The 12,447-nt window shown below is 55.5% G+C and carries 11 protein-coding genes and 1 tRNA gene; 9 read left to right on the top strand and 3 right to left on the bottom strand.

Annotated features, from left to right (window positions below; genetic code table 11):
- Positions 1 to 16: 16 nt before the first annotated feature.
- A complete protein-coding gene (locus ACK2JC_RS28225) occupies positions 17 to 1,468 on the bottom strand; it encodes a citrate transporter (protein ID WP_320937296.1) in 1,452 nt (483 codons plus the stop codon).
- Between the two features lie 276 nt (positions 1,469 to 1,744).
- On the opposite strand from ACK2JC_RS28225, the gene ACK2JC_RS28230 reads away from it, so the two are divergent.
- The 7 genes from ACK2JC_RS28230 (at position 1,745) to ACK2JC_RS28260 (ending at position 6,690) form a co-directional block, all read left to right on the top strand.
- On the top strand, positions 1,745 to 3,031 hold the full coding sequence (locus ACK2JC_RS28230) for a S1C family serine protease (RefSeq protein ID WP_227167637.1): 1,287 nt from the start codon (positions 1,745 to 1,747) through the stop codon (positions 3,029 to 3,031).
- A gap of 147 nt (positions 3,032 to 3,178) precedes the next feature.
- Positions 3,179 to 3,511 (top strand): cyclic-di-AMP receptor, encoded by a 333-nt coding sequence (locus ACK2JC_RS28235; protein WP_007711114.1) that lies wholly within the window; start codon positions 3,179 to 3,181, stop codon positions 3,509 to 3,511.
- 342 nt (positions 3,512 to 3,853) lie between these two features.
- Positions 3,854 to 4,423, top strand: coding sequence for a phosphate propanoyltransferase (gene pduL / locus ACK2JC_RS28240; protein ID WP_320937295.1), 570 nt, complete (start codon positions 3,854 to 3,856; stop codon positions 4,421 to 4,423).
- Positions 4,424 to 4,449: 26 nt separating this feature from the next.
- Complete coding sequence (locus ACK2JC_RS28245) at positions 4,450 to 5,643, top strand: acetate/propionate family kinase (protein ID WP_092360668.1); 1,194 nt, start codon at positions 4,450 to 4,452, stop codon at positions 5,641 to 5,643.
- Positions 5,644 to 5,753: 110 nt separating this feature from the next.
- Positions 5,754 to 6,281: a YceD family protein gene (locus ACK2JC_RS28250; RefSeq protein ID WP_092360667.1), complete on the top strand. Its 528-nt coding sequence runs from the start codon at positions 5,754 to 5,756 to the stop codon at positions 6,279 to 6,281.
- 3 nt (positions 6,282 to 6,284) lie between these two features.
- The gene (rpmF, locus tag ACK2JC_RS28255; RefSeq protein ID WP_007711104.1) at positions 6,285 to 6,467 is read left to right on the top strand and encodes a 50S ribosomal protein L32; all 183 of its coding nucleotides are present in this window, start codon (positions 6,285 to 6,287) and stop codon (positions 6,465 to 6,467) included.
- 150 nt (positions 6,468 to 6,617) lie between these two features.
- A tRNA-Lys gene (locus ACK2JC_RS28260) sits at positions 6,618 to 6,690 on the top strand.
- 109 nt (positions 6,691 to 6,799) lie between these two features.
- Here the strand turns inward: ACK2JC_RS28260 and ACK2JC_RS28265 are convergent.
- Entirely contained in the window at positions 6,800 to 7,570 is a 771-nt protein-coding gene (locus tag ACK2JC_RS28265) for a sialate O-acetylesterase (protein ID WP_320937294.1), read from the bottom strand.
- 2 nt (positions 7,571 to 7,572) lie between these two features.
- The gene (locus tag ACK2JC_RS28270; RefSeq protein WP_320937293.1) at positions 7,573 to 9,057 is read right to left on the bottom strand and encodes a GntR family transcriptional regulator; all 1,485 of its coding nucleotides are present in this window, start codon (positions 9,055 to 9,057) and stop codon (positions 7,573 to 7,575) included.
- A gap of 182 nt (positions 9,058 to 9,239) precedes the next feature.
- On the opposite strand from ACK2JC_RS28270, the gene ACK2JC_RS28275 reads away from it, so the two are divergent.
- Together ACK2JC_RS28275 and ACK2JC_RS28280 are read left to right on the top strand one after the other, a co-directional pair.
- Complete coding sequence (locus ACK2JC_RS28275) at positions 9,240 to 12,014, top strand: response regulator (protein ID WP_320937292.1); 2,775 nt, start codon at positions 9,240 to 9,242, stop codon at positions 12,012 to 12,014.
- A 53-nt stretch (positions 12,015 to 12,067) separates the two neighbouring features.
- Positions 12,068 to 12,394 carry a hypothetical protein gene (locus ACK2JC_RS28280; protein ID WP_107435446.1) on the top strand — a complete coding sequence of 109 codons (327 nt, stop codon included), beginning with the start codon at positions 12,068 to 12,070 and terminating at the stop codon, positions 12,392 to 12,394.
- The last annotated feature ends 53 nt before the right edge of the window (positions 12,395 to 12,447 follow it).

A 12,447-nucleotide genomic window follows, 5' to 3' on the forward strand; every position in this document is an offset into this window, starting at 1 on the left:
CTTGTCAAGAAACAGTTTACAGCAACAGGCAGGCGGTGAAAAAGGCGCAGATAAAGCCGATCAGCACCGGCAGCAGGTTCTTCCGGGCCAACTCCAGAGGGCTCACGTCGCAGATGGCCGCCACGGGAATCAGCCCCCAGGGGACGATGGTCCCACCGCCCACAAAGATCGCGGTGATCTGTCCCAGAGACGCCAGCACGGGAACCGATGCGCCCACCGCCAGGCCGAAGGTGCGGGCCAGGGAGCCGGTCAGGGGGAGTCCGGAAAAACCGGAGCCGTCTAAGCCGGTCAGAGCGCCTACAACCATCTGAATCAGCGCGGCCATATATTTGTTTAAGGGCGCGTTGTGGGCCAGCCAGACCGCCCAGTCGTTCATGATCCCGCTCTGGAACTGATCGCCCATAATGGTGGTGATCCCGCTGCCGCCCAAAAAGAAAAACGCGCCGATGATAATCACCGGTGCAAAGATGCGGATGGCGAACAGAAAGCCGTCGGTCACATAGTCCGTGACTTTCTCCAGGAAACGCCCCTTAAACCCCAGCGCCGCCCCGGCGCACATCACAAGGGCCGCGGTTCCGGAGACCAGGCTGGTGGCATCCCCGCCTTTTAAATTGAACGCAAACATCATCAGAATATCGGCCAGAAAGGCAAGGGGCGTGAGAATTGCCAGAGTCATGGCCGCTTTGCGGGAAGCTGCGGGTTTGCGGGAGAGACCGCCAGTCCCGGAAACGCCGCCGTCCCCGCCGGACGGCAATTCGCCGGAGTCAGCCCCTTCCCCGCCGCCAAAGAGGTGCGGACCTGCCGGAACAACCGACTGTATCCCCATGGTGCGACGGTTTAAGAGAAAGGCGCTTACCACGGTGGCGATGCCCATGACCCAGAATACCGGAGCGGCCTGGGTGAGAATATCGGCGGAGCTCACCCCTGCGGCTCCAGCCGAGACTCCGGGCGCTCCCTGGATCACAAAGTCGTAGCTCAGAGCAAAGCCGTGGCCGAACAGGTTCATGGCCATGGCCGCAGCCAGAGGGTTTAGGCCGGCCTTCACGGCAAAGGGAAGCATGATGGCTCCCACCAGAGCCACGGAGGGCGACGGCCACAGGAACAGGGAGAACAAGAACATGGTCAGGCCCAGAATCCACCAGGTGAGAGAGGGCGTTTTCATCACCCTGGACATGGGAACCATCATCAGGTAATCGCTGCCCAAATCCTTCAGACATTTGGAGAGCGCCGTGACCAGCGCAATGGTGGCGATCACCTCCATAAATTCCCGCGCCGCGTACAGTACGGCGTTAAATACGGTCATGATGCCTCCGGCCACAGAGCCCAGGCCGATGACTCCCAGTATAAACAGAAAGGCGATGCAGACCGCCGGGGTATCGCGCCGCCGGACCATGACCGCCAGAATCGCGATCACTCCGATCAGATAGGCGTAATGCAGCGGAGTCAGCATTACCGGTGTATCGAACATAAGAATCACTCCTCCTAATTGAACTATAATCTATGGTATGCATCGCTTGCGGGCCAGTGTGAAGAATCTTAATTCGAACACAAATTTTCCATAAACGCTTCACAATTCCACCACAATTCCCGGGTATATTGTTAAATATCAAAAGGAAAGCGAGCCGAAAGGCGAAACTAAATAGAAGAAAAGCGAAAGGAGATCACAATTATGTATGAAAATGGGATGAACAATTTTGAACATATGGAGCAGGGAAATTTAAATGGAAATGGAAACGGCGGCGGGATGAACAACAATCCGTACCGTCCGGGAGTACCTTCAGGAGAACCCCAGAAACCGGGCAAGAAAGGGAAAATGGCCAAGAAGGTGGCCGGAATCACAGCGGCGGCCGTACTCTTTGGCACCGTGTCCGGCGGAGTGATGACCGGCGTGAGCCTGATCGGCAGCCGGGTCACAGGACTCTACGCGGCGAACAATACCCAGAGCGCACCGGCCGAAACCCAGGCGCCCGCACCGGCGCTGACCACTGCCAACAACAATTCCGACCAGACGGCCGCCACGCCGGTCTCCTCGGTAAACGACGTATCGGGAATCGTTGAGAACGCAATGCCCTCCGTGGTGGCGATCAACGATACCATGACGGTTCAGCAGCGGGATTTCTTCGGTATGCCCCAGACCTTTGAGGCCAAATCCAGCGGCTCCGGCATCATCGTAGCCAAGAGCGACAGCGAGCTGCTGATCGCCACCAACAACCACGTGGTAGAGGGAGCCAGCGACTTAAAGGTGACCTTTGTGGACAACAAGGATGTGAGCGCTGCGGTGAAGGGCACCGACTCCGCAACCGATCTGGCCATCGTGGCGGTTCAGCTCTCCGACATCCCGGCGGACACCATGAGCAAGATCAAGGTTGCCACCATGGGCGACTCCGACCAGATCAAGGTAGGGCAGCAGGTCATCGCCATCGGCAACGCGCTGGGCTACGGACAGTCCGTGACCGTGGGTTATGTCAGCGCTCTGGACCGTGAGATCGAGGATGAGAAGGGCATCAGCCGCACCTTTATCCAGACCGACGCGGCCATCAACCCCGGCAACAGCGGCGGCGCTCTGCTGGATTTAAACGGAAATGTAATCGGCATCAACGCGGCCAAGACCGCCTCCACCGAGGTGGAAGGCATGGGCTTTGCGATTCCCATCTCCAAGGCTCAGGATATCTTAAATACCCTGATGACCAAAAAGACCCGGGTAGCCGTGTCTGAGGACGCCCAGGGAACCCTGGGAATCCGCGTGACCAACGTGGACCCCGCCACCTCAAAAGAGCTTGGAATGCCGGTGGGCGTTTACGTGTATCAGATCATGGAGAACGGCGCTGCGGCCAATTCCGAACTGAAAGAAAAGGACATTATCACCAAGTTTGACGGTCAGTCCGTCACCAGCATGGAGGAGCTGACCCGGATGCTGACCTATTACGAGAGCGGTTCCACCGTCACCCTGACCGTCCAGTCCCTGGTAAACGGCACTTACGTGGAGCACGAGGTTCCCATCACCCTTGGCCAGAGACAGAGCGCGGAGTGACCGTTTAAGGGGCTGCGGATGTCCATCCGATGAGAAAATTAATGCAGCACAAATTCATAAATTGTAAATCTTTAAGAAAAATTAACACTTTATTCTCTGAATTGTGGTATAATATATTTCAATCAGAGAGTAGAGGAGGTCATCGATATGAAATTAGTATACGCGATCGTGAGAAATGACAACGAGGACGATGTTGTCAGCCAGCTGACTCAGCACCACTACAGCATCACCCGCCTTTCCACCACCGGCGGATTCCTGAAGAAGGGGAACACCACCCTGATGATCGGCGCTGAAGATGACAAGGTTCAGGAAGTGATCGATATCATCAAACAGGAGTGTGGACAGCACCAGAAGATCACCGTGAACATGCCCTATATTTCCGGTACCACCATGGTCAACTACGCTACCATGCCCATGACGGTGGAGGTGGGCGGCGCCACCATTTTCGTGATCAATGTGGACCGCTACGAGAAGATTTGACCTTTCAAGTAAATCATGTGCGCCGCGGGGCCTTTGGGTTCCCGCGGGCGGGTTCGGAAGCTGCCCCTGGGACAGCTTCCGTTTTTTAGGATGCACCGGAACGCCGGCGATTATGCCCATGGGGCGGGCCGCCGGCCTGTACGGAGCGCGGTTGCCGCAGAAAAAACAGCGATTTTACCGCTATTTGCCAGCGTATTAAAAAAAATGCAAGATATTTCCCGGCGGGGGCTTGCAAAATTTGGGACAAACCAATAGAATAGTATACAGAATACAGAGCTGCGCTTTTTTGCGGGAACTGTGAGTCATTTTAAAATTTACAAGGATAAAAGGAGAGCGTTAATTATGAAATTTTTAGTTGAGACATCCGCACGTCACGTACATCTGAGCCAGGAACATCTGGAGATCCTCTTCGGCGCCGGTTATGAGCTGACCAAGAAGAAAGATCTTTCCCAGCCCGGCCAGTATGCCTGCGAGGAGAGAGTCACCATCGTGGGCGGCAAGAAGGAAATGCCCGGCGTATCCATTTTAGGTCCGGTCAGAAAAGCCACCCAGGTTGAGCTGTCCCTGACCGACGCACGCTCCATCGGCGTAGCGGCTCCCGTCAGAGAGTCCGGCGACATCGCGGGAAGCGGCGCATGCAAGATCATCGGACCCAAGGGCGAGATCGAGATCACCGAGGGCGTGATCGCGGCCAAACGCCACATCCATGCAACCCCCGCCGATGCTGAGGCCCTGGGCGTTGAGAACGGCCAGATCGTAAACGTAAAGATCGACACCGACGGCAGAAGCCTGGTATTCGGCGACGTGGTGCTCCGCGTCAGCGACACCTACGCCCTGGCCATGCACATTGACACCGACGAGTCCAACGCGGCAGGCTGCGGAAGAGAAGTATACGGCGAGATCGTGAAATAAGAAGATTTGAAGGAGAAGGACAAATTATGAAGATTTTAGTTATCAACTGCGGAAGTTCCTCTTTAAAATATCAGCTGATCGATATGGACAATGAGAGCGTGCTGGCCAAGGGCCTGTGCGAGCGCATCGGCATCGAAGGTTCCAAGCTGACCCACCAGCCGGCCGGCAAGGACAAGTATGTGATCGAGAACCCCATGCCCACCCACAAGACTGCCATCGAGATGGTTATGGCAGCTCTGCAGGATCCGGAGCACGGCGTGATCAAGGACACCTCCGAAATCTCCGCCATCGGACACCGCGTGCTGCACGGCGGCACGGTTTACAGCGATTCCATCGTTGTGAACGAGGATGTGAAGCGCGTGATCCGCGAGTGCTTTGACTTAGGCCCGCTGCACAACCCGGCGAACCTGATGGGAATCGAAGCCTGCGAGGCTGCGATGCCCGGCACCCCCAACGTAGCCGTGTTCGACACCGCCTTCGGTATGTCCATGCCGGAGAAAGCGTATACTTACGCCATTCCTCACGAATACTATGAGAAGTACGGCATCCGCCGCTACGGCTTCCACGGAACCAGCCACAAGTTCGTGTCCGCCGAGGCGATCCGGTTCGGCGGCCTGGATCCTGAGACCGCTAAGGTGATCGTCTGCCACCTGGGCAACGGCGCCAGCGTATCCGCCTCCATCGGCGGCAAGTGCGTGGACACCAGCATGGGCCTGACCCCGCTTGAGGGCCTGATCATGGGCACCAGAAGCGGCGATGTGGACCCGGCCGTGCTGCAGTTCATCATGAACAAAGAGGGCCTGGACATCAACCAGATGCTGGATATCCTGAACAAGAAGTCCGGCGTTTACGGCATGACAAACGGTATCTCCAGCGACTTCCGCGATATCGAGAACGCCAAGGCCGACGGCAACCACCTGGCTGAGGTCGCTCTGGATGCCTTTATCTACCGCGTGACGAAGTACATCGGCGCTTACGCGGCAGCCATGAACGGCGTGGACGCCATCGCGTTCACCGCAGGCGTGGGTGAGAACGACAAGACCGGAAGAAAGAACATCTGCTCCAGCCTGGCGTTCATGGGCGTTGAGATCGACGACGAGGCCAACAACGTGCGCGGCGAGGAGCGCGTGATTTCCTCCCCCAACTCCAAGGTTAAGGTGATGTTGATCCCCACCAACGAGGAGCTGGCTATCGCAAGAGAGACCCTGGCGCTGGTTTAATGCGAAACTTGGCGTAATTGCCGGAAAAGTTCGTTAAACTGGAAAAATTATGTTGACAAACCACATGCCTCTATGTATAATGTTATAGGTGCATATGGAGGAATAATCGTATGCTGATTAATTTAACAGAACTGTTTTCCGTAGAAGGTAAAGTGAAGCATTACATCTGTGAACTGGAATTTTCCGAGTTCCGCGTGCCGGAAGGCACCTATGCGGTTGTGGAGAAAACGCCGGTGAATCTGGATATCACCAACAAGGGGAATAAGGTATTTTCTGTGACGGGCTCTGTGGATGTCTCCCTGGAGATGCCGTGCAGCCGCTGCCTGGACCCGGTGAAGGTGGATTTCCATCTGGAGATTGACGACGAGATCGACATGAAGCAGACGGACAAGGAGCGGATGGAAGCGCTTGACGAGCAGTTCTATGTAAATGGTTACAATCTGGATGTAGACCAAATGGTTCGCAATGAGTTGACCTTGAGCCTGCCTATGAAAGTTCTCTGCGACGAAGATTGCAAGGGAATCTGTAATAGATGTGGTACAAATCTCAACCGTGGGACTTGTGACTGCGATACCAGGTCACTTGACCCGAGAATGTCAGTTATCCAGGATATTTTTAAACAGTTGAAGGAGGTGTAAACCATGTCTATCTGTCCTAAGAATAAATCTTCCAAAGCGAGAAGAGACAGCCGCAGAGCAAACTGGAAGATGAGCGCTCCCAACCTGGTAAAGTGCTCCAAGTGCGGTGCTTTAATGATGCCCCACAGAGTGTGCAAGGCTTGCGGATCTTATAACAAGAAAGAAATCATCAGCGTTGAGGACTAATTTCTGATCTGTCGAATAAGAGCAAAAAGTCCGTCATGTTTATCATGGCGGTCTTTTTTTGATGCTGACTCCGGAGAATGAACTGTGTATCCCGGTGATATGGACTATTTTTTGTCCCGGCCGCTTATTCGCAATGAATCGGCGTTTTTTGTGCATATAGCTCAGTTGGAAGAGCAGCCGGCTCTTAACCGGCAGGTTCCGGGTTCGAGGCCCGGTGTGCGCAGTATGCACCGTGCCGGGCGGCGCGGGGCGAACTGGAGTTCGACGCTCCCTGGGATCATACAGACAAATGATTCAGGAAGAGGAGGGAAATTTGATTGTATATCACTGTATTACACCCGCCTTACAAACTCCCCGGCCGCGTTTCCCGCCATGGTTCCCACCTCGTTGTAAGCCGCCTGATAGTAGTGGAAGTCATCCTTCATCAGACCGCGGGCGCGCATGGTGTGGAACGCGTCGCAGACCAGAACCACATCCGGCAGCTCCTTTGGAAGTTCCAGCTGCGTCCGGCGGATGTCTGAGTAGTCAAATCCTTTCTGGCCGTTGTATTCCCCGATGGCAATCAGGAAGCAGGTCTCAATCCCTTTTTCCCTGAGCTGGGAAAACATGTTTGTGAATCGGGCTTTGTAATCCTCAGGAGACGTTCCAAGGTCCCCGTCCGTCTCACCCTGGCACCAGAGCATATAGCGGTGGCGGACAGTGATTTCCTGCTCTTTCAGGAATCTCTCCGTCCGTTCCAGGCGCATGAGCGCATCGGATAAATAGTCCCCGTCCCCCTGCCACTGGCCGATGGCGGAACCGCCCTTGCTCGCCGAGACCCCGATCACCGGGATTTTGGTCCTTGCGTAGTACGCGTTGATGAAAGCGGTGACCATGGAACCGGTTTTCATTCCGGGTTCGCAGATGCCGTCCGGGTTGTTTTCATGGACGCCAAAAGGTTCGCTGGCCGGATACAGCCGCCCCGGATCGGAAACAGCCCGGTATTCATACCCGGCTCCGGGCGTGAGCGCAGGCGCAGTCTCGGGCCATTGAGGGGACGTTACGCCCCTCCCCGCCATATTCGATTGGCCGAGGAACAGAAACAGGTCATATTCTTTTTCCATAGTTACCTCCGTGTATCCATTATTTTCCATTCATTGTTTGTATCGGGAATTAAAATGTTTCCGGCTTCCCGGATTCCCAGCCCCAGCAGCACCTCCACGGCTCTGCGCAGCTCGTGGATCAGCAGGAATTCCAGGGTGTAGGAGAAAACGGCTGTCTCCCGGCGCTCCAGCGAGGCGGTCATACGTTCTAAGCTGGAGACAAAAAACAGTGGATCATTCTCCAGTTTCCCCATCAGCGCCTCAATGGGATTTCCCCAAAAGAGCAGCTGCAGCAGCTCCGAATAGATCGTGCGCAGGGTTTGAGAGGGGGCATCCCGGGAAATCAAGAACAGAGAAGCGTATATCACCCGCTGGCTAAGTCCACGTCTCTTCAAATCCATCAGATATTGTTTCCAGCTGAGCAGCGAGGCCTCGTCCAGGGAGGACAGAGTCAGCTCCGACACGTCCTTTCCCGACAATGCAAATATCTGCAGGCTTTCCGCCACATCCAGCAGACGCCTGCGAAGGTCTGGCTGGGTAAAGTCGCAGTGGTCCGCGCTCTGGGAGGGCGGGAGAACGCGGGCACCCAGCGGCCGGGAGGATTTCACCGCTCCGACGCTGTTGAGCAGGCTGACCGCCCGGCGCACGGTGCTGACAGAAACGCCTTTTTCTGCGGATAGCCGCTCGGCGGAGGGCAGATAGCTCCCAACCGGGTACACGCCGCGTCCGATTTCGGTCAGGAGCTCCATTGCCAGGGAGTAGCGCAGCTGAGAGGATTTTTTGTAGGCATCCCAGGAAAAAGCCACCTGCCGGCAGGCCGGTTCCGGGGGGATATTCTCCCTGTAAAACAAACAAAGGGAGCGGTAAAACTCATCCTGGATCACGCGCAGGACGTCCGGAAGTTCGTCCCACCGCTCTTCCCGGCAGAGGTCCGCGGCGGCCTTAAGCTGCCTGACCGTGATCGCGTGCAGGCGTTCATCCTTTGCCACTCCCCAGAAGGAACCGTAGAAATACAGATACAGGTAACGGATCAGCCGCATGAGGAGTTCATTTCCCAGATCATTGTATTTGTGGTCCAGAACCCTCCAGACCGCCAGGATGGCCGAATGGCTCCCGGCGTCCACAAATTGTTCCAGGTCCGCGGCTTTCAAGGGACCGGTTTTCAGGGCCAAACACTGCGCCTGACCCAGCAACGGCCATATGCAGCGGCTTAGGTCGGTCAGGGATTCCCTGCGCTCGGCGTAAAATGTCTGGATATGCCGCCGGACCTGCTCCGGCCCATAGCGGATGGCTACTTTCGCGCCGGACTTTTTGGAGATCGCAATGTAGCCCTCCTGGCGCAGGCGGTGATACGCGGGGTTCACCGTGTCCAGGGATGTATGAAACCGTTTGCAAGTCTCCTCCAGGGATGGCAGCTTTTCGCCGTACTGGTAAAGACCGAATTGAATCTGAGTCCGGTAAAACTGATAAATCGCCTGATGCAGTTCCATGCCGCTGTCCACTGTCATTTTCTCCCCTTTCACGTGTCTCTGAACACTATACCATCTTACGCGCCTGTTTTCTACAAAATACTCCATTTTGTTGCTATTTTTGCCAACCTTTGCTATACTCTTAATAATATTGGATGTGAACGAATAGAAGCAGTTCGATCGCTCTGAGTGAAACGATACAGGAGATGTGAGTTAACATTATGGAGACAATCTTTTCAGGACAGGAATGTCCAAACCGCGCGGCTGCTACATGCCCGGCGGCAATCAACACGCTGCGCACCAGCGTCATCAGCTGCCGTCTGGATGAGGGGCTGACTTTTTTGTGGGGAAATGCCAGCTTTTTTAAGGCCATCCACTGTCCGGCACAGGATTACCACCGCCTTTACGCGGATCTGAAGCAGTATTATGCCGGATACCCGGAGGACTTCGAGCGGATACGACGGGCCCTGTCAGAGGTTCAGGACGAGACGGAGGCTCAGATCAATCTGACGGTACGGCTGCCTATGAAGGAGGGCGGTTTTTTCTGGGCCCAGCTTTCCGGTTCGGTTTTTGAGGACCGGGATGCAGGCTGCCGCCTGTTCCAGGGGGAGTTTACGGATGTGGACACGCTTGTGGCGGAGAAAGAAGAGCTGGACCGGCTCTACCGTCAGCGGCAGCAGTATTTTAACTGGATGCTTGACACCTATATTGGCAATGTCTACATCAGCGATATGGATACCTATGAGCTATTATATTTAAATGAGAATTCCTGCAAAACGCTGGGAAAAACCTCTGCTCAGGTGTTGGGGCGCAAATGTTATGAAGTCATTCAGGGCAGAACCACTCCCTGTCCCTTCTGTACCAACGACAGGCTGAGGCAGGATGCGGATTATGATTGGGAATTTTACAATCCGCTTATGCAGAAAAACTTCATGATCAAGAACCGGGAGATCAACTGGGCCGGGCGCCGGGCGCGCGTCGAGCTGTCCCACGACGGCCAGAGTCCGGAGTATAAGCTGGCTAAAAAGGACCAGGAGATGAACGCCATTGTCCGGGCCATTCCCGGCGGGTTCGCGCGGGTGGATGCCCAGGATATGAGGACGGTTCTCTGGTACGGCGGCGATTTCCTGAATCTGATCGGTTATACCAAAGAGGAATTTGAGCAGGAGCTCCACGGCAAATGTACCTATGTGCATCCGGACGATATTGAGCGGGCTGCCAAAATTATGGCCGACTCCAGGGAAACCGGCAAAAAAACCGTGGTGGAGGGACGTATTCTCACCCGGGACGGAACCGTAAAGATATTGACCATGACCTACACCTATGTCAGCGCAGAGGACAGCTGGGACGGCATCGCCTCCTTCTACAGTGCCGGTATCGATGTGACCAGGGAGCGGGCGGAGCAGGACCGCCAGCGCCGGGCGCTGGAGGACGCCTATCAGGCGGCCCGGGTGGCAAACGACGCCAAAACCAACTTTCTTTCCTCCATGTCCCACGATATCCGCACCCCCATGAACGCCATCATGGGTATGTCGGTTATCGCCCAGGCGAACCTTGGAAATCCCGAGAAGCTGACGGACTGTCTGGGCAAGATCAGCACTTCCAGCCGGCATCTGCTGGGGCTGATCAACGAGGTTCTCGATATGTCCAGGATTGAGAGCGGGAAAATCGACCTGTCCTCTGAACTGGTCTCCCTGCCGGAGCTGATGGATGAGGTGATCGGCATATGCCGCCCTCTGGCCAGCCAGAAGTGTCACCATCTGTTCATCAGCGCGGACCATGTGCGCCATGAGAAGGTGGTGACGGATCAGAACCGCCTGCAGCAGGTTCTGATGAATCTTTTATCCAATGCGGTGAAATACACTCCGGACGGCGGTACCGTCAGCCTGCGTCTCCGGGAACTCCCGTCCATTGTGCCGGGGCGGGGACAGTATGAATTTATCGTTTCTGACAACGGAATCGGAATGACGGAGGAGTTTGTAGCGCACATCTTTGAGCCTTTTACGCGGGCTGAGGATTCCCGCATCAGCAAAATCCAGGGCACGGGCCTGGGCATGACCATCACGGAGAACATTGTGCGCATGATGAACGGTACCATCGAGGTGAAGAGCCGGTTGGGGGAGGGGAGTCAGTTTATTTTTGCCGTTTCCTTTGAAGTCTGCGAGGAGGAACCGAGCAGCCAGGAGCTGGCGGGGCTTCCGGTATTGGTGGTTGACGATGACCCGGTGGTGTGCGAGAGTGCGGCCGAGTTATTAAAGGATCTGGGCATGCGCGGCGACTGGGTTCTGTCCGGCAGAGAAGCCGTAGTCCGGATTGAAGCCGCCCACAACCGGCGTGAGGATTATTATTTTGTGATCCTGGACTGGCAGATGCCGGATATGGACGGGCTGGATACCGTCCGGGCGATCCGTGAGAAGTTGGGCAGTGATGTGCCCATCATTATCATTTCCGCCTATGATTACTCGGAGATTGAGGAGGAGTTTTTGAAAGCGGGAGCGGATGCGTTTATCGCGAAGCCGCTGTTTAAATCCAGGATGGCGTGCGCCTTCCACAAATTCCGCCGGGACAATCCGGTGGAGCTGTCTTCTCAGAATGAGCAAACGCCATCTGTCCTGGCCGGCAAGCGCATCCTGCTGGTGGAAGACAACGAGCTGAATCTTGAGATTGCGGCCGAGCTGCTTCAGATGCAGGGGATTTTGGTGGACACGGCGGAGAACGGACAGGAGGCGCTGGAGAAGTTTAAGGCCTCCGGCATCCGGGAGTACAGCGGTATCCTGATGGATATCCAGATGCCGGTTATGGACGGCTACCAGGCCACGAAGGCCATCCGGGCTCTTCCGCGTGTGGATGCGCGGGAGATTCCGATCATAGCGCTGACGGCCAATGCCTTTGCGGCGGACCTGGGCAAAGCCCACAGCTCCGGAATGAACCACCATATTGCAAAGCCCATCGATATGCAGGTCCTGCTGGAAGCGCTGGGCCGGTTGATGGCGTGATACGTGCCCGCAGGAGAAGAAGGGGAAAACGATGGATGTCAGGAGGAATGGAGATGCAGGGTGCCATTGATGAACTGAAAGCGTTGGGCCGGATGCCGGACTCGACGGACTGTGAACCGCCGGGAGAAATCGTCGGGCGGTTTGAGGAACTGCTGGCAAAGGTAAAACTTCCGCTTACGGCGGAAGAGGTCGGGGTACTGATGCGGACGTTTCCTGAAAGCACCATGTATGAGGTCGAGTGGGGGCTCCTGCGCTTGGTGGAATCCTACGCTGTTTCAAATCCGGGCTACCGGCAGCTGATTGACATCTGCCCCAGCGGGGAGTGGCGTGAAACAATGACGGTCCGTTTTGAGAATTGGGAGACGAAGAAGTTAATTTAAGTCAAAAAAATTTGATAAATTATTGACTATTTCGATTGAATGTACTAAAGTTA

The sequence above is a fragment of the Enterocloster lavalensis genome (genome assembly GCF_046603895.1).
GTDB classification, from domain to species: domain Bacteria; phylum Bacillota; class Clostridia; order Lachnospirales; family Lachnospiraceae; genus Enterocloster; species Enterocloster lavalensis.